The 22,819-nt window shown below is 65.3% G+C and carries 17 protein-coding genes; 10 read left to right on the top strand and 7 right to left on the bottom strand.

Annotation, left to right across the window (positions count from 1 at the left end):
• The first annotated feature begins 53 nt into the window (after positions 1 to 53).
• Positions 54 to 470 (top strand): Spy/CpxP family protein refolding chaperone, encoded by a 417-nt coding sequence (locus tag KSS90_RS07490; protein WP_217868845.1) that lies wholly within the window; start codon positions 54 to 56, stop codon positions 468 to 470.
• Positions 471 to 482: 12 nt separating this feature from the next.
• The gene (locus KSS90_RS07485) at positions 483 to 1,871 is read left to right on the top strand and encodes a sensor histidine kinase (RefSeq protein ID WP_217868843.1); all 1,389 of its coding nucleotides are present in this window, start codon (positions 483 to 485) and stop codon (positions 1,869 to 1,871) included.
• A 36-nt stretch (positions 1,872 to 1,907) separates the two neighbouring features.
• On the opposite strand, the gene KSS90_RS07480 is transcribed toward KSS90_RS07485, so the two are convergent.
• Positions 1,908 to 2,465 (bottom strand): NAD(P)H nitroreductase, encoded by a 558-nt coding sequence (locus KSS90_RS07480; protein WP_217868841.1) that lies wholly within the window; start codon positions 2,463 to 2,465, stop codon positions 1,908 to 1,910.
• Between the two features lie 142 nt (positions 2,466 to 2,607).
• On the opposite strand from KSS90_RS07480, the gene KSS90_RS07475 reads away from it, so the two are divergent.
• Positions 2,608 to 4,062, top strand: coding sequence for a TrkH family potassium uptake protein (locus KSS90_RS07475; protein WP_217868840.1), 1,455 nt, complete (start codon positions 2,608 to 2,610; stop codon positions 4,060 to 4,062).
• Here KSS90_RS07475 and KSS90_RS07470 read toward each other — a convergent pair.
• A complete protein-coding gene (locus KSS90_RS07470; RefSeq protein WP_217868839.1) occupies positions 4,019 to 5,065 on the bottom strand; it encodes an AraC family transcriptional regulator in 1,047 nt (348 codons plus the stop codon). The two genes, KSS90_RS07475 and KSS90_RS07470, sit on opposite strands and share 44 nt — an antisense overlap.
• Positions 5,066 to 5,219: 154 nt before the next feature.
• On the opposite strand from KSS90_RS07470, the gene KSS90_RS07465 reads away from it, so the two are divergent.
• Entirely contained in the window at positions 5,220 to 5,531 is a 312-nt protein-coding gene (locus KSS90_RS07465; RefSeq protein WP_023631733.1) for an Mpo1-like protein, read from the top strand.
• 101 nt (positions 5,532 to 5,632) lie between these two features.
• A complete protein-coding gene (locus tag KSS90_RS07460; RefSeq protein ID WP_217868838.1) occupies positions 5,633 to 6,217 on the top strand; it encodes an HD domain-containing protein in 585 nt (194 codons plus the stop codon).
• Between the two features lie 56 nt (positions 6,218 to 6,273).
• Here the strand turns inward: KSS90_RS07460 and KSS90_RS07455 are convergent, their stop codons facing one another.
• A complete protein-coding gene (locus KSS90_RS07455) occupies positions 6,274 to 7,089 on the bottom strand; it encodes a UDP-2,3-diacylglucosamine diphosphatase (RefSeq protein ID WP_217868837.1) in 816 nt (271 codons plus the stop codon).
• Positions 7,090 to 7,213: 124 nt separating this feature from the next.
• On the opposite strand from KSS90_RS07455, the gene KSS90_RS07450 reads away from it, so the two are divergent.
• Positions 7,214 to 7,987, top strand: a complete 774-nt coding sequence (locus KSS90_RS07450) for a helix-turn-helix transcriptional regulator (RefSeq protein WP_217868836.1) — start codon at positions 7,214 to 7,216, stop codon at positions 7,985 to 7,987.
• Positions 7,988 to 8,157: 170 nt separating this feature from the next.
• Complete coding sequence (locus KSS90_RS07445; RefSeq protein ID WP_217868835.1) at positions 8,158 to 9,045, top strand: DMT family transporter; 888 nt, start codon at positions 8,158 to 8,160, stop codon at positions 9,043 to 9,045.
• Here the strand turns inward: KSS90_RS07445 and KSS90_RS07440 are convergent, their stop codons facing one another.
• On the bottom strand, positions 9,046 to 9,327 hold the full coding sequence (locus tag KSS90_RS07440) for an Rdx family protein (protein WP_023633166.1): 282 nt from the start codon (positions 9,325 to 9,327) through the stop codon (positions 9,046 to 9,048).
• A 66-nt stretch (positions 9,328 to 9,393) separates the two neighbouring features.
• Here KSS90_RS07440 and KSS90_RS07435 point away from each other — a divergent pair, with 66 nt between their 5' ends.
• The gene (locus KSS90_RS07435) at positions 9,394 to 11,580 is read left to right on the top strand and encodes a patatin-like phospholipase family protein (RefSeq protein ID WP_217868834.1); all 2,187 of its coding nucleotides are present in this window, start codon (positions 9,394 to 9,396) and stop codon (positions 11,578 to 11,580) included.
• An 81-nt stretch (positions 11,581 to 11,661) separates the two neighbouring features.
• Here the strand turns inward: KSS90_RS07435 and KSS90_RS07430 are convergent, their stop codons facing one another.
• Positions 11,662 to 12,099: a MarR family transcriptional regulator gene (locus tag KSS90_RS07430; protein ID WP_217868833.1), complete on the bottom strand. Its 438-nt coding sequence runs from the start codon at positions 12,097 to 12,099 to the stop codon at positions 11,662 to 11,664.
• A gap of 138 nt (positions 12,100 to 12,237) precedes the next feature.
• Positions 12,238 to 14,385: a DNA helicase RecQ gene (gene recQ / locus KSS90_RS07425; RefSeq protein WP_217868831.1), complete on the bottom strand. Its 2,148-nt coding sequence runs from the start codon at positions 14,383 to 14,385 to the stop codon at positions 12,238 to 12,240.
• Positions 14,386 to 14,629: 244 nt separating this feature from the next.
• Between recQ and KSS90_RS07420 the strand changes: the two genes are divergently transcribed.
• Positions 14,630 to 15,217 carry a YecA/YgfB family protein gene (locus KSS90_RS07420; RefSeq protein ID WP_023630694.1) on the top strand — a complete coding sequence of 196 codons (588 nt, stop codon included), beginning with the start codon at positions 14,630 to 14,632 and terminating at the stop codon, positions 15,215 to 15,217.
• 8 nt (positions 15,218 to 15,225) lie between these two features.
• Positions 15,226 to 15,591, top strand: coding sequence for a YbaN family protein (locus KSS90_RS07415; RefSeq protein WP_217868830.1), 366 nt, complete (start codon positions 15,226 to 15,228; stop codon positions 15,589 to 15,591).
• Between the two features lie 41 nt (positions 15,592 to 15,632).
• Here the strand turns inward: KSS90_RS07415 and KSS90_RS07410 are convergent, their stop codons facing one another.
• On the bottom strand, positions 15,633 to 22,742 hold the full coding sequence (locus KSS90_RS07410; RefSeq protein ID WP_217868829.1) for a retention module-containing protein: 7,110 nt from the start codon (positions 22,740 to 22,742) through the stop codon (positions 15,633 to 15,635).
• Positions 22,743 to 22,819: the final 77 nt, after the last annotated feature.

Here is a 22,819-nt window from a genome sequence, read left to right as displayed (position 1 = left end):
CTCCCTAGACTGGGCTCATCCGGTAAACACCGGCCCCTGAAAGGAGAGACACCATGCGCAAAACCCTTATCGCCCTGATGTTCGCCGCCACCCTGCCGACCGTGGCCATGGCCATGCCCGAAGGCGGCCCACGCCACGACGGCCCGCATCATCGCGGTGACGCCCCCTTCGCCCAGTTGGACCTGAGCCGCGACCAGCGCCAGCAGATCGGCAAGCTGATGGGTGAGCAGATGAAGCAGCGCCGCGACATCACCGAGCGCTACATCGCCAAGCTGCCGGCCACCGAGCAGAAAGCCATGAAGGACGAACTCAAGGCCAGCCACGACAAGACCGACAGTCAGGTTCGCGCGCTGCTCAAGCCCGAGCAGCAGAAGAAATTCGACGATTTGCAGAAGGAACGCGCCGCGCGCAAGGCCGAGTGGCAGGAGTTCCAAGCCTGGAAAGCTGAAAAAACCGGCAAGGCCCAGTAAGCTGACCGCCCGATGCCCGGCCCGCTTCCCTGCGGGCCGGGCTTTCGTCATTTCCTGGAGGTGCTTGTCTTGCGTTCACTGTTCTGGCGCATCCTGGCCAGTTTCTGGCTGGCCATCGCCCTGGTCGCCGGGCTGTCGATCCTGCTCGGGCATATGCTCAACCAGGACACCTGGATCCTCAGTCGCCACCCTGGCCTGAACAACCTGGCCAGCCACTGGGCCCAGCACTATGAACAGGAAGGCCTGGAGTCGTCGCAACGCTTCCTGGAACGGCGCAAGCAGCGCTACAAGATCGACGTACAAGTGCTCGACGACAGCGGCGATGCCGTGGTCCCCGGCACCTTCCCGCGCCGCGCAGCGGCCTTCGAGGCGCGCCAGCACAACGACGAACGTCGCCTGCCGTGGCGCCGCCTGACCGAGGAATACACCAGCCCCGGCAGCGGTGAGACCTACCTGCTGATCTACCGTATTCCCCACCCGGAGCTGGCCGCCTGGCACCGCGAAAGCCTGATCTGGCCGCTCAGCGCCTTGGGCATAGCACTGGTGGTACTGACCCTGTTCAGCCTGCTGGTGACCCTATCGATCACCCGCCCGCTCAGCCGCCTGCGCGGCGCCGTGCATGACCTGGGGCAGACCAGCTACCAGCAGAACAGCCTGGCGCGACTGGCCGTGCGCCGCGACGAGTTCGGCGTGCTGGCCAACGACTTCAACAAGATGGGCGCACGCCTGCAGAGCCTGATCGGCAGCCAGCGCCAACTACTGCGCGACGTGTCCCACGAACTGCGCTCGCCCCTGGCGCGGCTGCGTATCGCCCTGGCGCTGGCCGAGCGCGCCGAACCCGAACAGCGTCAGGCGCTGTGGCCGCGCCTGACCCGCGAATGCGATCGTCTGGAAGACCTGATCAGCGAGATCCTGGTGCTGGCGCGGGTCGATGCCGAGCAGGCGCATGCCGAGCCGGTGGACCTCAATGCCTTGCTGGGCGGCGTGCGCAAGGACGCCCAGCTGTCAGCGCCAGACCAGGAAGTACGCCTGGAAATGCAGCCGGGCCTGACCCTGCATGGCTGGCCCATGCTGATCGAACGGGCGGTGGACAACCTGCTGCGCAATGCGCTGCGCTTCAATCCGGCCGGGCAGCCGATCGAGCTGCGCGCCGGCCGCGAACAGGACCGCATCGTGCTGAGCGTGCGCGACCATGGGCCGGGAGTGGCGACGGAACATCTGGAGCAATTGGGGGAGCCATTCTTCCGGGCACCGGGGCAGGAGGCGCCGGGACATGGGCTGGGGCTGGCGATTGCACGCAAGGCGGCGGAGCGCCATGGTGGCAGCCTGAAGCTTGCGAACCATCCACAGGGTGGGTTCGTGGCTACGCTGGAGCTGCCCAGCGAAATTAGCGCTGGCTGAGTGATACAGGGGCCGCTGCGCAGCGGCCCCACTCAATCACTCGCCCCAGGCGCTGACGTACTCGGCAGTTTCCAGGATCGGCGCGGTGCGTGGCTCGGCCATTGGCGTGCCGACATACAGGTAACCGATCAGCTCTTCGTTCTCGGCAAGCCCCAGTCCCTTGTGTACATTGGCATCGAAGGCCATGTCGCCGGTACGCCACACCGCGCCGATGCCCTGGGCATGGGCGGCGATAAGAATGCCATGTGCAGCGCATCCGGCAGCCAGGCGCTGCTCGATCTTCGGCACCTTGAAATGATCCTGCAGCCGGGCGATCACCACGATCAGCAACGGCGCGCGCAGCGGCATCGCCCGGGCCTTGTCCAGTGCCGCCTGGGTAGCTTCGCCCTTGGCTTGCACGGCTTCGGCGAACAGCTCGCCGAGCTTTTCCCGGCCCTGCCCTTCGATGGTCAGGAAGCGCCAGGGGCGCAGCTGACCATGATCCGGCGCACGCAACGCAGCCTGGAACAGCGCCTCGCGCTGGGCGGCATTGGGCGCCGGGTCGGTCAGGCGTGGCACGGAAACACGGTTGAGCAATGCGTCGAGAGCCTCCATGGGCTACCCTCCTGGCAGATTGAAAGTGCGGCCATTCTGCACTATCGGGCCGCCGTCGTGTAAGCGCGCACAATCGTGCGTTTACATCCCCCGACCCGCAGGTAGAATGGCGCCCTTTCCGTAGCGAGTCAGAGCAGATCACATGGCGTTGCCGACCTTAAGGATCATTGGTTTCATCATCGGCATCTTCCTGATCACCCTGGCGGTGAGCATGGTGGTGCCCATGGCGACCCTGGTGATCTTCGAGCGCACCGGCGACATGCCGTCGTTCCTCTGGTCAAGCCTGATCACCTTCCTCGCAGGGCTGGGCCTGGTCATCCCCGGCCGCCCCGAGCACGTACACCTGCGCCCCCGCGACATGTACCTGCTGACCGTCAGCAGTTGGCTGGTGGTCTGCGTGTTTGCCGCCCTGCCCTTTCTGCTGACCCAGCACATCAGCTACACAGACGCCTTCTTCGAGAGCATGTCCGGCATCACCGCCACCGGCGCCACCGTGCTCAGCGGCCTGGACAACATGTCTCCGGGCATCCTGATGTGGCGCTCGATGCTGCACTGGCTGGGCGGCATCGGTTTCATCGGCATGGCGGTGGCGATCCTGCCGTTGCTGCGCATCGGTGGCATGCGCCTGTTCCAGACCGAGTCCTCCGACCGTTCGGAGAAGGTCATGCCGCGCTCGCACATGGTCGCCAAGTCGATCGTGGCGGTGTATGTCGGTATCACCGTGCTTGGCAGCCTGGCCTTCTGGTGGGCGGGGATGGGCTTGTTCGATGCGGTCAACCACGCCATGTCGGCGATCTCCACCGGCGGGTTCTCGACCTCCGACCAGTCCCTGGCCAAATGGGACATCCCTGCGGTGCATTGGGTCGCGGTGGTGGTGATGATCATGGGCAGCGTGCCATTCACCCTGTACGTGGCCACCCTGCGCGGCCACCGCCGGGCGCTGATCAAGGACCAGCAGGTGCAGGGTCTGCTGGCCATGCTGGTGGCCACCTGGCTGGTGCTAGGCACCTGGTACTGGGCCACCACCGAGCTGCACTGGCTCGATGCCCTGCGCCACGTGGCGCTGAACGTCACCTCGGTGGTCACCACCACCGGCTTTGCCCTGGGCGACTACAGCCTGTGGGGCAACTTCTCGCTGATGCTGTTCTTCTACCTGGGCTTCGTCGGCGGCTGCTCCGGCTCGACGGCCGGCGGTATCAAGATCTTCCGCTTCCAGGTCGCCTACATCCTGCTCAAGGCCAACCTCAACCAGCTGATCCACCCGCGCGCGGTGATCAAGCAGAAATACAACGGCCACCGCCTCGACGAAGAGATCGTGCGCTCGATCCTGACCTTCTCGTTCTTCTTCGCCATCACCATCTGCATCATAGCCCTGCTGCTGTCGCTGCTGGGCGTGGACTGGATGACCGCGCTCACCGGTGCCGCCGGGACGGTCTCGGGCGTCGGCCCGGGGCTGGGCGAAGTGATCGGCCCGGCCGGCAACTACGCGACGCTGCCGGATGCCGCCAAATGGATCCTTGCCGGCGGCATGCTCCTGGGCCGCCTGGAGATCATCACGGTGCTGGTGTTGTGCATGCCGGCGTTCTGGCGTCACTGACCGCTAGGCGCGTGCGGTACTCGCTCGGCGTGCTGTCGAACCAGCGGCGGAACGCCCGGTAGAAGTTGCTCGGATCAGCGAAACCCAGCAGGTAGGCGGTTTCCAGCAACGTGGTGCCAGGCTGCGCCAGGTACTGCTCGGCCAGTTCGCGGCGGGTGTCGTCGAGCAGGGTCTGGAAGCTGGTGCCCTCGTCCTGCAGGCGCCGCTGCAAGGTGCGCTGCGAAAGGTGCAGGGCCTGGGCCACGGTTTCGCGCTTGGGCTCGCCCTGGGGCAGGATACGGCACAGCACCTGGCGCACGCGGTGGGTCACGCGGCTTTCCGAGAAACGCGCCAGGTACTCACCGGCGAAACGGTCGTGCAGCACCGCCATCGCCTCGTTGGCGGTGGGTAACGGCGCCTCCATGTCGGCGTGTGCGAACACCAGCGCATCATGGGCTGCGCCAAATTGCAGCGGCGCGTGGAAAGCGACCTTGTACGGCTCGACATTCTTCGGCAGGTCGCCTTGGATCAGCACCCGCCGCGGCTGGATCGGTCGCCCGCTGAGCCAGCTGCACAACGCCAGGGCGCAGGCCAGCGAGGCTTCGGCGCTGTGCCGTGTCGGCGGCAGGTGATCGCCATGCACGGTCAGCACCAGGGCATAGCCGTCAGGTTCGAGGCGAAAGCTCAGGTCCGAGCTCTCGGCGATGATGCGCTGATAACGCACCAGGCGCTCGAAGCCCTCGGCCAGGGTGCGGCTGGACATCAGTGCGTAGCCCACCACATGGAACGAGGCCGGGCGTACTACCCGAGCCATGTTCAGGCCAATCGCCTCGTTGCCCGACAGCTCGACCGCCAGCTGCCACAGCCGGGTCATCGAATCCTGGGTGAATCGCGCGTCGGGGTCGTCGAGGGCGGCGAAGTCGAGCCCGAGCTGCTTGAACATGGCTGGACAATCGAGCCCTTCCAGCTCAAGTGCCTTGACGATCCCTGATGCCCAGCTGGCTGACGTGGTTCTCTCACTCATGACAGGCTCTTGTGCTGACCGCTCCTGCGGTGAACCGAAAGGATACTCAATTGGCGCCTATTGTCACTGGCCATGGCACCCAGTGACTCTAGACTCGATTCAGGCTCCACGCCGTGTATCCTGTCAGCAAGCCCCGCAGATCCGGAAGCCCGCCATGACCCGCACAGCGCAGTTCCGCAGTTTTGCCGAGTTCTACCCCTATTACCTGGGGGAGCACAGCAACCCCACCTGCCGTCGCTTGCACTTCGTCGGCACCAGCCTGGTGATCGCCCTGCTCGCCTACAGCATCGGCAGCGGCAAGTGGCTGTTGCTGCTGGCCGTGCCGCTGGCCGGCTATGGCTTCGCCTGGGCCGGGCATTTCTTCTTCGAGAAGAACCGCCCCGCCACCTTCAGCCACCCCTGGTACAGCTTGGTCGGCGACTTCGCCATGTTCCGCGACATTCTGCTGGGCCGCCTGAGTCTCTGAATCGGCCCGCAAGGCCAGGTTCGCGTCCCAGCCGGCCACTGCCAAAGCCGGGATCCTGGCCAACACTGCCGTATGTTCCCCGACACGAGCGGCGCGCGATGATGAGCAAGCAAGCCAACTTCAACCACATGCGCGACGGCACCGCCGAGGACTGGGCGATCATCGCCGACGACTTTCGTGCCTACGCCCAGCAGTTGCCCCAACGCATCCTCGCCCACCTGCGCCTGCTCGACGGCGACTTCGGCGGCTTCCCCATCGACCGCCTGAGCCATTCGTTGCAGACCGCCAGCCGCGCCCACCGCGACGGCCGCGATGAAGAGTACGTGGTCTGCGCCCTGCTGCATGACATCGGCGACACCCTGGGCAGCTACAACCACCCGGATATCGCCGCGGCGATCCTCAAGCCGTTCGTCAGCGACGAGAACCTGTGGATGATCGAGAAACACGGGATCTTCCAGAGCTACTACTTCTTCCACCACCTGGGCATGGATCGCCACCTGCGCGAGCAATTCCGCGATCATCCGCATTACCAGCGGACCCTCGAGTTCTGCGCCCGCTACGACGCGGCGGCGTTCGATCCGGACTATGAAAGCCTGCCGCTTGCGTTCTTCGAGCCAATGCTCGAGCGTTTGTTTGCCCAACCCAGGCAGTCGATCTACAAGGCGGCCCTGCAAGCCACCGCCTGACCGCACTACCGGTTCGCGATCACAGGCGCGGCCTGTGCCATGCAGCGCCGATGGGCCTAGGCCGGCTCGCCCAACTCCGCCAAGCGCAACGCCGCCTCGCGGGCCTGCGCCTCGGCGAACCGATACAACTCGATCCGCCCGTCCCAGTGTTCGATCAGCGCCGTGCATGACTCCACCCAGTCACCGCAGTTGAGGTACTCCACCTCGCCCACCTTGCGGATCTCGGCATGGTGGATATGCCCGCACACCACGCCCTGGAAGCCCCGCCGGGTGCATTCGTGGGCGATGGCATCCTCGAAGTCGCTGATGAAGTTCACCGCGCCCTTGACCTTGTGCTTGAGGTACGCCGACAGCGACCAGTAGCCATAGCCATAACGGGCGCGCCAGTGGTTGAGCCAACGGTTGAGCACCAGGGTGAACTCGTAGGCCCGATCGCCAAGAAAGGCCAGCCAGCGGTGGTAGCGGGTGATCACGTCGAACTGATCGCCGTGGATCACCAGCAAACGCCGGCCATCGACGGTGAGGTGTTCGGCCTCGTCCACCAACTGGATGTTGCCCAGTATCAGTTTCGAGTAACGCCGCAGGAACTCGTCATGGTTGCCGGTGACGTAGATCACCTCGGTGCCACGCTTGCTCAGGGTCAACAGGCGGCGAATGACATTGGTGTGGGCCTGGGGCCAATAGATGCCGCTGCGCAGTTTCCAGCCATCGATGATATCGCCGACCAGGTAGATGCGCTCGGCCTGGTAGCCCTTGAGGAAATGCGCGAGGTGTTCGGCCTGGCAGTCGCGGGTGCCCAGGTGTACATCGGAGATCCATAGGGTACGGACACGCTGTTTGCGTGCTGGGCGGATGGGTTCGGCGTGGCTCATAGGCAGGCTCCGGCGCTGTTTGCTGGAGACTGGCAGGCGCAGGTGACGGATTGGTGGCAGACACGTGACCATCCTGCGCCCACTGTGAGGTGTACACTCTGCGCCTGCCCCGCGAGGACTCACCATGACCGCCAGCCCCTTGCTGTCGCTGCGCCACTACCGCCACGACCTGATCGCCCACAGCCACGACCACCCGCAACTGGTGTTCGGCCTGGGCGGGCGCCTGGAGTTCGAGGTGGATGGCCGTGGTGGCCGGGTCGGTCGCCAGGACCTGATGGTGGTACCCGCCGGTGCCCACCACACTTGCGGGAGCCCCGAGGGTAGCGATTGCCTGGTACTGGACGTGCCGGGCGGACATTGGCTCGGCGACCACCTGGGCGAGCACGCCGACGACAGCCGTCGCCTGCTCGACCGCCCCGGCCCGCTGAGCCTGGACAGCCGCCAGCAGCAACTGGTGGACTGGCTGGCGACCAGCCCCGTTAACGACCCGCTGATTGCCCGCCAGGGCGCGGTGTTGCTGTTGGCCAGCCTCAATCCACAGGCCTGCGCCTCGGCGCTGACCAGCCGGCGGTTGCCCTATGCCACCTTTGACCGCCATATCGAGCAGCACGCCGCCTACCCGCTGCAGGTCGCCGACCTGGCGCGGCTGGCCGGCTTGTCCAGTGCGCGCCTGCATGCGCGGTTTGCCAGCGAGTGCGGCATGACGCCGATGGACTATATCCGCCAACGGCGGCTGACGATGGCGCGCCAACTGTTGCGTGAGACGTTGTTGCCGGTGGGCGAGATCGCCATGCGCGTGGGGTATGGCTCGCAGAGCGCGTTCAGCGCGGCGGTGCTGCGGACGTTCGGCTGTACGCCGTTGGCGTTGCGGCGCGAGCCTGGCGACAAGGAACGCTAGTTGGGCGACAGAAAGCGCCAGCAGTTTTTTTTACACTGCTGCCACTATCTACCGCACTTGTAACGGCCCTTCGCCGGCAAGCCGGCTCCCACAGGATCGCGCGCACCTCTGTGGGAGCCAGCTTGCCGGCAAGGGGCCGGTACAGCAAACCTCACACTCTAGGGACCACCATGAACCACCGCACCGCCCTCGGCGCCCTGCATATCGGCGCGCTGTTCTTCGGCCTGACCGGCGTCTTCGGCAAACTAGCCGCCAGCGCCAGCCCCTCGATCATCGTCTTCGGTCGCGCCGCGTTCGCGGTCCTGGCCCTGGGCCTGTTTGCCAGCCTGGCGCGCCAGGCCTGGCAACCGCTGCGCAGCCAGGACCTGCGCCGCCTGCTGCTGGGGGGAGTGCTGCTGGCCGGGCACTGGGTGAGCTTCTTCATCGCGGTCAAGGTCGGCGGGGTGGCCATCGCTACCCTAGGCTTCGCCAGCTTCCCCGCCTTTACAGTGATTCTCGAAGGCCTGCTGTTCCGCGAACGCATCCGTCGCAACGAGGTTGTCCTGGTGCTACTGGTGAGCATCGGCCTGGTGCTGGTCACCCCCGCCTTCGACCTGGCCAGCGAGGCCACCGGCGGGCTGCTCTGGGCGTTGCTCTCGGGCCTGCTGTTCTCGCTGCTGTCGCTGACCAACCGCGCCGGCTCCGGGCGCCTGCCCGCCGTGCAGGCGGCGCTGTGGCAGAATCTGGTGGTGAGCCTGTGCCTGCTGCCGTTCGCCGCGCCGGGCCTGGCTGCCGTGGCGCCCATGGACTGGCTGTGGATCGCCCTGCTCGGCATCTTCTGTACCGGCGTCGCCCACAGCCTGTTCGTCGCCAGCCTGGCGGTGATCAAGGCGCGCACCGCCGCGGTGGTGTTCGGCATGGAACCGGTGTATGGCATCGCCGTGGCCTGGGTGGTGTTCGCCGAACAGCCGACCCTGCGCATGCTCGCCGGTGGTGCGCTGATCATCTTCGCCATCGTGCTGTCCAGCCGCCTGGCCGCCGAGCAACCCACCCGGCAGAGCGTGGCCGAAAGCGCCTGATCAGCGATCGTTGTGACCCAGGTCGCGCTGCGGATCGATCTGGTCACGTACCCGCTGCTTGAGCGCCTTGGCCTCGGGGAAGCCACCGTCGGCCTTGCGTTCCCAGATCTGCACGCCGTCGCAGGTGATGCGAAACACCCCGCCGGTGCCAGGTTCCAGGGCGACCTGACCGAGGTCGTCAGCGAAGGTGCTGAGCAACTCCTGCGCCAGCCAGGCAGCGCGCAGCAGCCATTGGCACTGGGTGCAATAAGTGATGACAATTTGTGGCTTGCTGTCTGCCATGCCGGGGAACTCCGTAGGAAGGGCCGCTTATACTAGCGGTCTTTACCCTCTGGTTTGAGACTCACGATGCGCCGCCTGCTGTTCTGCCTCCTGCTGATGCTCACTTCCATCACCTTGCATGCCGCCGAAACGGCGCGGCCGAAAATCGGCCTGGTGCTGTCGGGCGGTGCCGCCCGCGGCCTGGCCCATATCGGCGTACTCAAGGCCCTGGAAGAACAGGGCGTGCGCATCGACGCCATCGCCGGCACCAGCATGGGCGCGGTGGTCGGCGGGCTGTACGCCTCGGGCTATAGCATCGCCGAACTGGAAAAACTGGCCACCACCCTGGACTGGCAACAGGCATTGTCCGACGCCCCACCGCGCAAGGACGTGCCGTTCCGACGCAAGCAGGACGATCGCGACTTCCTGGTCAAACAGAAGCTGAGCTTTCGCGACGACGGCAGCCTGGGGCTGCCGCTGGGGGTGATCCAGGGCCAGAACCTCGCCCTACTGCTGGAAAGCAAGCTGGCCCACACAGCCGACATTCGCGACTTCGACAAGCTGCCGATTCCCTTCCGCGCCGTGGCCACCGACATCACCAGCGGCGAGAAGGTGATCTTCCGCCGCGGCCACCTGCCCCAGGTGATCCGCGCCAGCATGTCGATCCCGGCGGTGTTCGCCCCGGTGGAACTGGACGGCCGCCTACTGGTGGATGGCGGCATGACCGACAACATCCCGGTAGACGTGGTGCGCGAGATGGGCGTGGACCTGGCCATCGTCGTCGACATCGGCACCCCGCTGCGCAACCGCAAGCAACTGGCCACGGTAGTGGATGTGCTCAACCAGTCGATCACCCTGATGACCCGGCGCAACTCCGAGGAGCAACTGGCCAGCCTGCGCCGCGAAGACATTCTCGTCCAGCCGCCACTCTCGGCCTTCGGCGTCACCGACTTCGGCCGCGCCCAGGACATGATCGACGCCGGCTACCGCGCCACCCGTGCCCTCGATCCGCGCCTGGCGGCGCTGCGCCAGCCCGAGGGCGACAGCAACCTGGCGGTGGCGCGTTCGCCGAAACAGCGCACGCCGATCATCACCGCCATCAAGGTGGAGAACGACTCCAAGGTCAGCGACGACGTGATCCGCTACTACATCCGCCAACCCATCGGCGAACCACTGGACCTAGGCCGCCTGCAGACCGACATGGGCACCCTCTACGGCCTGGACTACTTCGATCAGGTGCAATACCGCGTCGCGCACAAGGGCAACGAACATACCCTGGTGATCAACGCCCGCGGCCGGCGTGGCGGTACCGATTACCTGCGCCTGGGCCTGAACCTGTCGGACGACCTGCGCGGCGACAGCGCCTTCAACCTCGGCGCCAGCTACCGGGTCAACGGCATCAACCGGCTCGGCGGCGAATGGCTGACCCGGGCCCAGATCGGCGACGAACAGGAGCTGTACAGCGAGTTCTACCAGCCGCTGGACGTGGGCTCGCGCTACTTCATCGCCCCCTACCTGGCCCTGGGTTCGCAGAATGTCGAGGCCACCCTGGATAACGACCCGGTGGCCGAATACCGCCTCGAACGCTACGGCTTCGGGCTCAATGTCGGGAGGCAGATCGGCACCTACGGCGAGGTACGCCTGGGCGTGGGCAAGGCCTGGGGCAACGCAGAGGTGCGCATCGGCGACCAGGACCTGCCCAAGGTCAGCTTCAACGAAGGCTTCTACGAGCTCAAATACTCCTTCGACACCTTCGATAACGTCTACTTCCCGCACAGCGGCGAAGACATCGGCCTGACCGTGCGCAAGTACGACAAGTCGCTGGACTCGGACCAGAACTACCGGCAATGGCTGTTCAACCTGGACAAGGCTTTCAGCAGCGGACCGAACACTCTGGTGCTGGGCGGGCGCTACGGGCGCACCCTGGACGATGCCGAAGTGGTCACCTCCAGCTTCGTGTTCGGCGGCGCCCGGCAGCTATCGGGGTTCCGCCAAGACTCGATCTCCGGACAGAACATGAGCCTGCTGCGCATGGTCTACTACCGCCGCCTGACCCCACGGGCCTACCTGCCGCTGGACTTCCCGTTGTACCTGGGCGGTTCGCTGGAGCGTGGGCGAGCGTGGAACAACGACAACGAATTCGACAGCGGTTACATCAATGCCGCCAGCATCTTCCTGGGACTGGAGACACCACTGGGGCCGTTGAACCTGAGCTATGGCGCCAACGATGCGCACGAGAAGGCGGTGTACCTGAACCTGGGGCATACCTTCTAGAAACGATCGCGGGGCAAGCTCGCTCCCACAAGCCATGCAGAGTCTTGTGGGAGCGGGCTTGCCCCGCGATCTAGGTAAGGCTCAGGACTTTTCGAGATTATCGAGAATTTTCGCATGCACCCGCATGCACACTTCCAGATCCGCCTCGTCGACACCGGTGAACAACTCGAGACGCAGCGCATTGGCGATGGTTTCGATCTGATCGATCAACGGCTTGGCCGGCGGGCACAGCAGAATCTGATTGGCTCGGCGGTCTTTCGGGTCTGCCTTGCGCAGCACCAACCCCTGCTCCACCAAGGTATCGATCAGGCGAGTCAGGGTCGGTCCCTCGACGCCCACGCTCTGGGCCAATTCACGCTGGGTCGGCGCCTCGTCGAACCGGGCCAGGTGCAGCAGCACCAGCCAACGGGCTTGCGACAGGTTGAGCCCGGCCAGGCGGCGATCCAGTTCGGCGCGCCAACCCCGGGACATCTGGGCCAGCTGCATACCGAAGCGGTGTTGGTTATCGGTCAGGGGCATAAGCAACTCAATGAACAGAACTAATTATTAGCCAGCTAACCATGACCCGACCGATCAGGCAAGGTTCGACGCCACGGAAATGACTGATAATCATGTAAGGGTTTGACAAAGGTCAGCAAATGGCACAAATGCCGGCAATCACACGCCGAACTCCACCGCCAGCGCCGCCCGCACGCAGTGCAGCACACCTTCCGGCACCCGCTGGCCGAACAGCGGCGCCACTGCGGACACCGGCGGCAGCTCGCCCTCGCCGTCGAGGAAGGCGTCCTGCACCTCCATCATCAAGTCTTCGGGCAGATCCAGCGCCTGCTCCAGGCTCAGCTCCTGGCGGCCGATGGCTTCGGCCAACAGGCTGTAGACGTTCTTCTCCGTGCAGTTCAACTGCCCGGCAATCTGTGCCGGGGTCATGCCTGCGCGCGCCAGGCTGACCAGCTCGTGACGCAGGTCAAGCACTACCTTTGGCGCCTCCTCCGTACCGCCTGCGCCGTTGAGCACTTCGAGGAAGGCCTGACCGTAACGCTCCAGCTTGCGCGCACCGACGCCACTGACCTGGGCCATGTCGCTGAGGCTGGTGGGCATGCTGCGCAGCATCTCCAGCAAGGTGGAGTCGGGGAAGATGACATAAGGCGGTACGCTGTGTTCTTCGGCCAGCTTGCGCCGCAGGGTGCGCAACGCCTCCCACAGTTCGCGTTCCTCGGCGCGCACCAACTGGCTGGCCGGACTGGCGCCGCTGCCACCGGACGCCTTGGCCACGGTCTGCGGCTTGAGGTCGCGGCGCAGTTGCAGGTTCACCTCGCCACGCAACAGGGGCCGGCAGCTGTCGGACAAGCGCAGGCCGCCGTAGCCTTCCAGGTCGATGTCCACCAGGCCACGCGCAACCAGCTGGCGGAACAGCGAGCGCCACTCGGCCTCGGCCAGTGCCTTGCCGACGCCGAACACCGAGAGTTTCTCGTGCCCAAAGTTGCGCACCTTCTCGTTGTCCTTGCCCAGCAGAACGTCGACCAGATGGCCGACACCATAGCGCTGGCCGGTGCGGAACACCGCCGACAAGGCCTGGCGCGCGGGCTCGGTGGCGTCCCAGGTCTGCACATTGTCGACGCAGTTGTCGCAGTGCCCGCAGGGCTGCTCCAGCACCTCGTCGAAATAGGCCAACAACGACTGGCGACGGCAACGGGTCTCCTCGCAAAGGGCCAGCATGGCGTCGAGCTTGTGCTGCTCGATGCGCTTGTGGCGCTCGTCGCCCTCGGAGTTCTGCAGCATCTGTTTGAGCATCACCATGTCCTGCAGGCCGTAGGCCATCCAGGCATCCGACGGCAGGCCGTCACGGCCGGCACGGCCGGTCTCCTGGTAATAGGCCTCGAGCGACTTGGGCAGGTCGAGGTGGGCGACGAAGCGCACGTTGGGCTTGTCGATGCCCATGCCGAAGGCGATGGTCGCGACCATGATCAGCCCTTCCTCGTTGAGGAAGCGGTGCTGGTTGGCGGCGCGGGTCTCCGCAGCCAGGCCGGCGTGGTAAGGCAACGCCGGGAAACCCTGTTCGCAAAGAAACGCCGCGGTCTCGTCGACCTTCTTGCGCGACAGGCAATAGACGATGCCGGCGTTGCCGCGCCGCTCGCCGAGGAACGCCATCAACTGCTTGCGCGGCGCCTCCTTGGGCACGATGCGGTAGAAGATGTTCGGCCGGTCGAAGCTCGACAGGAAACGCTCGGCGCCCTGCAGGTGCAGGCGCTGGACGATCTCCTCGCGGGTGCGCATGTCGGCGGTGGCGGTCAGGGCGATGCGCGGCACATGGGGGAACAGCTCGGCGAGCTGGCCCAGTTGCAGGTACTCGGGGCGGAAGTCGTGACCCCATTGCGAGACGCAGTGGGCCTCGTCGATGGCGAACAGGGAAATGTCCAGGCCGCGCAGGAAGTCCAGCATGCGCGGCTGCACCAGGCGCTCGGGGGCCAGGTACAGCATCTTCACCTCGCCGCGGCGCAGGCGCCCGGCCAGGTCGCGCTGCTGCTCGGCGCTGAGCGTGGAGTTCAGCGCAGCGGCGGCCACGCCCAGCTCGTCGAGGGTAGCGACCTGGTCGTCCATCAGCGCGATCAGCGGCGACACCACCACCGTCAAGCCAGGGCGCAGCAAGCCGGGCACCTGGAAGCACAGGGACTTGCCGCCACCGGTGGGCATCAGTACCAGCGCGTCGCCGCCGCCCGCCACACATTCGATGATCGCTGCCTGGCGCCCGCGGAAACTGTCGTAACCGAAGACATCCTTGAGGACGCGCTGAGCCTGTTCGAGCATTTGCCACTCCAAAATCGCCGTACCATCCTGGACTCAGGCTGGACGATAAATCCGCCGCGCACACACCGAATGCGTAAGCGGTTTTTGCCGGATGGCCGCAAAACGCCACCTGGCACGAAAAACCGCGGAGTATACCCGACTGCCGCGTACCCCGGCATGCCCCGGTGACAGACGTTCGCTTTGCCCCGCGAGCGCCGCAAGGTGCTAGAATTCAGCATCGTTTATTCCCCAAGGTAGCCCTGTAATGTCCTTCGCCGAGCAACTGACCCGCCTGCAAGCCTTCCTCGACGCCGATGAGCTGCACGAAGAAGCGCTGGACTACGTCGCCGCCCACGGCTACCTGACCGCGCTGTCGATCTGCTCCGAGGAAGTTCCAGAACGCGAATGGATCGACGCGCTGTTCGCCGAAGAGCCCCATTACGCCAGCGATGCCCAGCGCACCGAGATCGAGGCCACCCTGGTCGCGCTCAAGGGCCACATCGCCCGCCAGTTGGCCAGCGACGAGGAATTCGACCTGCCTTGTGAACTAGACCTTACCGAAGAGCCGGACGATTCCGACCTGCGCGGCTGGTGCATCGGCTTCATGGAGGGCGTGTTCCTGCGCGAAGAGGCCTGGTTCGAGAACGCCGAGGAAGAAGTCAGCGAAATGCTTCTGCCGATCATGGTCGGCTCGGGTCTGTTCGACGAACAACCCGAGTTCGCCGACATTGCCGGCAACGCCAACCTGCAGGACGACATGATCGTGCAGATCCCCGAGGCACTGAGCGCACTGTTCCTGCTGCTGCACGCCCCCGAAGAGAAGCCCGCCCTGCTCAAGCCACGCCACCACTGATCGAGGTGGTGCGCTACCTGCTGCTGGCCGCCGGCTGGCTCAGCGTCGCGCTGGGGGTGGCGGGGATCTTCCTGCCGGTATTGCCCACCACCCCGTTCCTGCTGCTGGCGGCGGCCTGCTTCGCCCGCAGCTCGCCACGTTTTCACCACTGGCTGGTGAACCACCCGAAACTCGGGCCGTGGATCCGCGACTACCTCAGCGGTGAGGGGATTCCGCTCAAGGGCAAGGTCTACGCAATCGGGTTGATGTGGGCCAGCATCGGGCTGTCCTGCTACCTGGTGCCGTTGTTCTGGGCGCGGGCGTTCATGCTGACCAGCGCGGTGCTGGTCAGCGCCTGGATCCTCAAGCAGAAGACCTTGCACCGGCCACGGTGACGCCATCGCGGGGCGGGCTTGCCCCGCGATGGGCTGCTGGCTTACACCGTATCCACCTTCAACGAATGGTCATTGAGCATGCCGTTGATGATGGTCGCGGTGTCATGCCCGGCCGCGATCAGTCCGCCCGCCCCGGCCGACACCCCGTAATGCTGCGCCAGGTCCACTCCGGCCAGGTCGATGGTCTGGGTCGGCGCCGCGCCAGCGACGCTGCTGACCTCGATGGTCGACACCACATTGACGCCGCTGCCGCTGACCTTGAAGTGCAGGTAGTCGTCCAGCGAGGCGCTGGTGGCGTTCTCGCCCTGTAGCAGTTGCGACAGATCCAGGCGATCGCTGCCCGGGGTGAAGTCGGTCACGGTGTCATGCCCGGTTTCGCCCTTCTGCCAGACAAAGCTGTCGTTGCCACTGCCACCGGTCAGGGTGTCGTTGCCCGGCCCGCCAATCAGGATGTCGTTGCCGCCGCCGCCCTTGAGCAGATCGTTGCCTGCGCCGCCGTTGAGCAGGTTGTCACCGTCATTGCCGGTCAAGGTGTCGTTGTAGTCCGAGCCGATCAGGTTCTCGATGCCATTGAGGGTGTCCAGCCCGGCGCCGACGGTGTTCTGCTGCCCGACATGGCCAAGGTCCACGGTCACGCCGGCGGTGGCCTTGGCGTAGCTGGCAGTGTCATTGCCGGCTCCGCCGTCGAGCAGATCGTTGCCAGGACCACCGATCAGCAGGTCGTCGCCATCACCACCGTGCAGGCTGTTGTTGCCCGCCCCCGCCACCAGCACATCGTTGCCGGCGCCACCGTTGAGGGTGGTATCGCCGGCCCCGGCCAGCAACACATCGTCACCGCTGGTGCCGGTAAGGGTGTTGCCGGCCTGGTAAGTGATATCCACCGCTCCGGTGCCGTAGCCGCCATGGTTGTCGCTGACGGTGTAGCTGCCGTGATAGTCCTCGTTGCTGGCATTGCTGTAGTCCACCACCAGGCTCAGCTTGTAGTTCTCGGCAGCCTTGCTGTTGCCGGTGGCGTTCTCGGTATTGATCACATGGATGCTGTAAACCCCGTCATGGGTGGCCGTGAAGCTGCCGCCATCGGCGATGGTCTGGTAGCTGCCACTGGCATCCTTCCATTCCATCAGCAGGTTGCCCGCGGGCCGGTCATGGTCGAGTGTCAGGGTTTCGCCCTTGCGCAGGGTCACCGTCAGGGTGTCCTCGTCGTTGGCATTGGCGGTGCTGATCGAGCCCAGGTAACCAGCCACCACCAGGGCAGCGGTCATGCTGCCGTTAAGGGTGGTGAACTCGCTGCGGGCCAGGTCGCGCAACTGGTTCTCGGCCTTGTTGGCGGTGGCGTCGAACTTGATGGTCTGCGCCTGGGTGCCCGCCGTGAAGCCTGCGCCCTTGTCGGCGAAGTTGGTATTGAAGGTGGTCGGCGCGGCACTCAGGGTGTCGTGGTCCGGGTCGCGGTCATTGGCCAGCAGCGCCTCTGCCGGCACCGTCAGGGTGGCGCCCTTGATATTGGTGATGATGTGGTCGGCACCAGCGATCGGCGCGCCATTGCTGTTGATGTTGATCGTCAGGCTGGCACTGCGGGTATCGCCGTCGTTGTCGCTGGCGGTGAAGCCGAACTTCTCCACCTGTCCGCTGCCGTTGTCCTTCGGTGGCGTGTAGGTGAACTCGCCGTTGTCCATGTTCACCACCAGGGTGCCGCCCAGGCCGGTCTTGATGTTCAGGCTGTTGCTCACGGCGTCGAACGAGGCCTTGTCCACCCCGCCACTGGCCGCATAGCCGCCCTGCCCGCCATTGGCCTTCGGATCGTAGGTGTAGGTGGTGCCGTCCACCAGCAACGCCTTGATGAAGCCACCGTCGGCCCCGAAGTCGCCGCCGCTCATCAGGCTGCCGGTGATCGGCGCGCCCTGCACCGTGCCGGAAAGCACCGCACTCAGCTGGCTGAGGTCGGTGACCACTACCGAGTTGGTGTCAGTATGGCTGCTGCCGTCGTAGGCCAGCGGATTGAGGTTGCCCTCGTTGACCCCACTGCCCATGCCGATGGCGTAGGACTTGATGCCGTTGCTGTCGAGGAAGGTTTCCCAGGCAGCTTCCCGTGGCGCGGTCATGGCATGACCATTGGTGGGCTCACCGTCGGAGAAGAAGTAGCTGATGTTCTGCGCGCCCACCAGCTTGCCGGTGGTGGCGAAGGCTTCCTGGGCCTTGGTCGCCGCCGAATCGTAGTAGGTCGAGCCACCTGGGCTGAGCCCGGCGATCAGGTTCTTGGCCTCGCCGATCGTGACCCACACCGGGGTCTGCACCTGCGCACCGGTGCCGAAGGTAACGATCTGCACCTTGATGTCGCCCATCTCGTCGTACTTGTCGAGCAAGGCATTGATCGCCTGCTTGGCCAGTTCCAGGCGGGTCAGCCCCGGCACGCCGGAGCTTGCCGCCATGCTGCTGGAAACATCCACCACCAGCAGGATGTTGGAGTCCACCTGGCCGGGCGTGATGCTGCGTACCGCGCACTGGACCGTCGGCATATCGTCGACGATGTTGATGGCGATGGTGCTGGTGACGCTGTTGCCCAAGGCGTCTGTAGCCTTGTAGGTGAAGTACTCGTTGACCGTGTTGGCGCCGTCGTTGGCACCACCCGGGGTCTTCGGTGCCGAGGTCAGGGTGTAGGTGTAGGAACCGTCGGCATTGAGCTGGATCTGCCCGTACTGGCCTACGGCATTGCCGACCAGGCTGTAGGTCAGCGCGCCGACGCCGCCCTGGACCGAACCGACCAGGCTGCCGGAGGCCGTCTCGCCAGTGGAACCCGGGTCGCTGCCGGTGACGGTGCCGGCGGCCAGGTCATTGCCATCCTTGTGCAGGTCCAGGGCTTTCTCGTACACGGTGACGTCGTTGTCCTCGCACGCCACCAGCTTGCTGTCCTGCACATTGATGCGAATGGTCGTGGTGCTCTCGTCGCCGTCGGCATCGCGGATGGTGTAGACGAAGCTGTCGGTCGCGCCGGCGGCCGGAACGCTGTCGGGGTTGGCGTGGTAGGTGGCGTTGCCCTGGCTGTCCAGGGTCAGGTAGCCGTACTGGCCGACGATGGTGTCGCCGACATGGCCGATGGCCGAGGTAGAGGTGTCGGAGCCGGCGCGCACACCGACCACGTATTGACCATCGGCACGCACATCGGCGCCGACTACATCGTTGTCCAGCACGTTGCCGCTGACACTGGCGCCCTCCTTGACCGAGGCCACATCGCAATGGGCCTTGGGCACGTCGTCGACGATGCTGACCACGATGGTACTGGTGGTGGTGTTGCCGAGCGAATCCTTGACCTGGTAGGTGAAGCTCTCGGTGACCACGTTCGGGCCATCGTTGACGTGGTTGGGCGAGTTCGGCGCCGAGGTCAGGGTGTAGGTGTAGCTGCCATCGCTGTTCAACTGGATCTGGCCATACTGGCCGGTGGCATTGCCGACCAGGGTGAAGGTCAAGGCACCGATACCGCCGCTGACCGAGCCTGCCAGCGAACCGCTGGTGGTTTCCGTGGTGGCATGCGGGTCGCTGCCGGTGACGTTGCCGGCAGCCAGGTCGTTGCCGTCCTTGGTAAGGTCCAAGGCCTTTTCGTAGACCTTGGCCGTGTCATCCGGGCAGGCCACCAGCGAGATGTCATGCACATCGATGGTGATGGTAGTGGTGCTTTCGTCACCATCGGCATCGCGGATGGTGTAGACGAACACGTCCGTTGCGCCCGCTGGCGCCACGCTATCGGGATTGGCGTGATAGGTGGCGTTACCCTGGGCATCCAAGGTCAGGTAGCCGTACTGGCCCGCCACGTTGCTGCCGAGCTGGCCGATGGCCGAGGTCGAGGTGTCGCTGCCGGCACGCACGCCGACCACGTATTGTCCGTCGGCACGCACATCGGCACCGGTCACGTCGTTGACCAGCACGTTGCCGCTGACCGTGCCGCCTTCATAGACATTGGCGAAGTCGCTGTGGGCCTTGGGCACGTCGTCGACGATGCTGATCACGATGGTGCTGGTGGTGGTGTTGCCGAGCGAGTCCTTCACCTGGTAGGTGAAGGTTTCCGTCAGCACATTCGGGCCGTCGTTGACATGATTCGGTGAGTTCGGTGCCGAGGTCAGGGTGTAGGTGTAGGTGCCGTCCGAATTCAGCTGGATCTGGCCGTACTGGCCGGTGGCGTTGCCGACCAGGTTGAAGGTCAGCCCGCCCACACCACCACTGACGGAGCTAGCCAACGAGCCGCTGGCCGTCTCGCCGGTGGAGCCCGGCTCGCTGCCGGTGACGTTGCCCCCGGCCAGGTCGTTGCCATCCTTGTTCAGGTCGAGTGCCTTCTCGTAAACCGTGACCTCGCTATCGGCCCCGGCAATCAGCGAGCAATCGCGTACATCGATGGTGATGGTAGTGGTGCTTTCGTCGCCGTCGCTGTCGCGCACGGTATAGACGAAGACGTCCGTGGCCCCAGCCGGCGCCACGGCGTTGGGATTGGCGTGATAGGTGGCGTTGCCTTGGGCGTCCAGGGTCAGGTAGCCGTACTGGCCCTGGACCGGGCTGCTCAGCTGGCCGCTGGCCGAGGTCGAGGTATCGGAGCCGGCACGCACGCCGACCACGTACTTGCCATCGGCGCGCACATCCGCGCCGGAGGTGTCGTTGTCGAGCACATTGCCGCTGACCGTGCCGCCTTCGACGACACTGGCAGCATCGGGGTTGGCCTTGGGCAGGTCATCGACGATGTTCACGTCCAGCGAGCCACTGGCCGAGCTGCCGTCAGTGTCAGTGGCCGTGACGGGGAAATGCTCGGACAGGCTGTTGGCGCCGTCGCCGTTGGCGTGGCTCTCGTTGTCCAGCAAGGTGTAGCTGTAGCTGATCACACCCGTGGCTGGGTTATAGCCGGTGATGGTCAGGGTGTTACCCAACGCCGTGGTGATCGACTGCGGGAAGCCTGCCGCCACGCCGCCGCTGACCACGCTGATGCCGCCGACGCTCAGGCTCTGCAGGCCATCGGGCGCGCTGACCGTGAAAGTGCCACTCTGGGTCAACGCGCCCGGGTTTGGCGCGCTGCCGTCGGCCAGGTTCTTCTCGTAGACGGTCAGTTCGCCACCGTTCACCTCCAAGCCACCCAGGGTCACCGGGTCGTTTAGGTTGCTGACGTTGAGGGTCAGGGTCGCGGTGCTGGTGTCGCCGTCGGCGTCTTTCAGGGTGTAGGTGAAGTTCTCTACCCCACTGCCGCCACCGTGCAGGTTCTTGAAGTCCGGGTCGTTGCTGTTGAGGGTGTAGGTGTAGGAACCGTCCGCCGCCAGGACCAGGGTGCCGTAGGTGCCGACAAAGGTGCCGGCCACCACCGGCCCGCTGGGGATGCGGTCCGCCCCTTGGATATCGTTGGTCAGCACATTGCCGCTGAGTTCCAGATGCTGCTCGGTAGCGGTGGTGGCATTGCTGTCGTTCACGGCCTTGGGCAGGTCATCGACGATGTTCACGTCCAGCGAGCCACTGGCCGAGCTGCCGTCAGTGTCAGTGGCCGTGACGGTGAAATGCTCGGACAAACTGTTGGCGCCGTCGCCGTTGGCGTGGCTCTCGTTGTCCAGCAAGGTGTAGCTGTAGCTGATCACACCCGTGGCTGGGTTATAGCCGGTGATGGTCAGGGTGTTACCCAACGCCGTGGTGATCGACTGCGGGAAGCCTGCCGCCACGCCGCCGCTGACCACGCTGATGCCGCCAACGCTCAGGCTCTGCAGGCCATCGGGCGCGCTGACCGTGAAAGTGCCACTCTGGGTCAACGCGCCCAGGTTTGGCGCGCTGCCGTCGGCCAGGTTCTTCTCGTAGACGGTCAGTTCGCCACCGTTCACCTCCAAGCCACCCAGGGTCACCGGATCGTTTAGGTTGCTGACGTTGAGGGTCAGGGTCGCGGTGCTGGTGTCGCCGTCGGCGTCCTTCAGGGTGTAGGTGAAGTTCTCTACTCCACTGCCGCCACCGTGCAGGTTCTTGAAGTCCGGGTCGTTGCTGTTGAGGGTGTAGGTGTAGGAACCGTCCGCCGCCAGGACCAGGGTGCCGTAGGTGCCGACAAAGGTGCCGGCCACCACCGGCCCGCTGGGGATGCGGTCCGCCCCTTGGATATCGTTGGTCAGCACATTGCCGCTGAGTTCCAGGTGCTGCTCGGTGGCGGTGGTGGCATTGCTGTCGTTCACGGCGCGTGGCACGTCGTCACGGACAATCACGTCCAGCGTGCCGCTGGCCACATCGCCATCGGTGTCGCTGACCAGTACCGGGAACTGCTCGCCCAGCGCATTCGTCCCCGCTCCGTCCGGGTGATGTTCCGCGCCGGTCAGGGTGTAGCTGTAGCTCACCACGCCCGTGGCCGGGTTGTAGCCAGTGATGGTCAGCACATTGCCGAGTCCGGTGACGATGGACTGGCCGACGCCGGTCACCACGCCCGCGGTGACCACATTGATGCCACCGACACTGAGGTTGAACACGCCATCGGCGGCAATCACCGTGAAGCTGCCCGACTGAGTCAAGGCCGCAGGGTTGCTGGCCGAGCCCTGGGGCAGGTTGGCCTCGTCCAGGGTCAATTCGGCAGGGCTGACATCCAGGCCGGTGAGGCTGACCGGATTGTCGGCGGGTGGCGCGCCAGCCGGCAGGGGCGCCGCGTCATTGCCATCGAGCCCACCAAGCTCGAGGTTGGCCAGCAAAGGGAAGCCGTTGAAGCCCGCCGTAGGGAAACCAATGGTGGGATCCACTCGACCGGCCACCTCGGTCAATATCACGAAACTGTGGCCGCCACCGAGCGCACCCGACACGCCACCAGGGTTGCCGCCCGCCGCGGTCGCTTCGGCTTCCTGCGTGGGGTCGGCGCCTGCGGCAATGGCTTTTTGCAGTTGCTCGACATCACTGAGTTGGGCGTTGCTGGGCTGCGTGTCCGGCGCTTGTACATGAGGGGCGCGATTGGCCAGCAGGTCGGGGGTCATCTCCAGGCTGCTGCCACGGCCCAGGGTCAACTCGGCACCGTTTTGCAAGCGCACCGCCACCGCACCCTCGCTCCCGGTCTCCAGTTGCTCGCCGGCGAACAGGCGATCCCCTTCCACCAACAGACGGCGATGACCGTCATCGCCCACCGCGAATACCTGGCCGACTACCTTGCCGACCACACCGACTAATTTAGCCATGAGCGTACGCCTCCCCTGCCGATGGGCTTTTCGCAGATCAAGGCGTGCCGGGTAATGTGCGCAAGGTTCCGAGTGCC

The organism is Pseudomonas maumuensis, assembly GCF_019139675.1.
GTDB classification, from domain to species: Bacteria; Pseudomonadota; Gammaproteobacteria; order Pseudomonadales; family Pseudomonadaceae; genus Aquipseudomonas; species Aquipseudomonas maumuensis.
This window is presented reverse-complemented; position numbering and strand designations above follow the sequence as displayed.

What these genes read in the sequence shown, in the direction of transcription:
- KSS90_RS07430 (WP_217868833.1), bottom strand. Translation starts at nt 12,099, where the DNA reads ATGCCCCTGACCGATAACCAACACCGCTTCGGTATGCAGCTGGCCCAG.
- KSS90_RS07455 (WP_217868837.1), bottom strand. Translation starts at nt 7,089, where the DNA reads ATGAGCCACGCCGAACCCATCCGCCCAGCACGCAAACAGCGTGTCCGT.
- KSS90_RS07475 (WP_217868840.1), top strand. Translation starts at nt 2,608, where the DNA reads ATGGCGTTGCCGACCTTAAGGATCATTGGTTTCATCATCGGCATCTTC.
- KSS90_RS07410 (WP_217868829.1), bottom strand. Translation starts at nt 22,742, where the DNA reads ATGGCTAAATTAGTCGGTGTGGTCGGCAAGGTAGTCGGCCAGGTATTC.
- KSS90_RS07465 (WP_023631733.1), top strand. Translation starts at nt 5,220, where the DNA reads ATGACCCGCACAGCGCAGTTCCGCAGTTTTGCCGAGTTCTACCCCTAT.
- KSS90_RS07440 (WP_023633166.1), bottom strand. Translation starts at nt 9,327, where the DNA reads ATGGCAGACAGCAAGCCACAAATTGTCATCACTTATTGCACCCAGTGC.
- KSS90_RS07485 (WP_217868843.1), top strand. Translation starts at nt 483, where the DNA reads ATGCCCGGCCCGCTTCCCTGCGGGCCGGGCTTTCGTCATTTCCTGGAG.
- KSS90_RS07470 (WP_217868839.1), bottom strand. Translation starts at nt 5,065, where the DNA reads ATGAGTGAGAGAACCACGTCAGCCAGCTGGGCATCAGGGATCGTCAAG.
- KSS90_RS07445 (WP_217868835.1), top strand. Translation starts at nt 8,158, where the DNA reads ATGAACCACCGCACCGCCCTCGGCGCCCTGCATATCGGCGCGCTGTTC.
- KSS90_RS07420 (WP_023630694.1), top strand. Translation starts at nt 14,630, where the DNA reads ATGTCCTTCGCCGAGCAACTGACCCGCCTGCAAGCCTTCCTCGACGCC.
- recQ (WP_217868831.1), bottom strand. Translation starts at nt 14,385, where the DNA reads ATGCTCGAACAGGCTCAGCGCGTCCTCAAGGATGTCTTCGGTTACGAC.
- KSS90_RS07480 (WP_217868841.1), bottom strand. Translation starts at nt 2,465, where the DNA reads ATGGAGGCTCTCGACGCATTGCTCAACCGTGTTTCCGTGCCACGCCTG.
- KSS90_RS07460 (WP_217868838.1), top strand. Translation starts at nt 5,633, where the DNA reads ATGAGCAAGCAAGCCAACTTCAACCACATGCGCGACGGCACCGCCGAG.
- KSS90_RS07435 (WP_217868834.1), top strand. Translation starts at nt 9,394, where the DNA reads ATGCGCCGCCTGCTGTTCTGCCTCCTGCTGATGCTCACTTCCATCACC.
- KSS90_RS07490 (WP_217868845.1), top strand. Translation starts at nt 54, where the DNA reads ATGCGCAAAACCCTTATCGCCCTGATGTTCGCCGCCACCCTGCCGACC.
- KSS90_RS07450 (WP_217868836.1), top strand. Translation starts at nt 7,214, where the DNA reads ATGACCGCCAGCCCCTTGCTGTCGCTGCGCCACTACCGCCACGACCTG.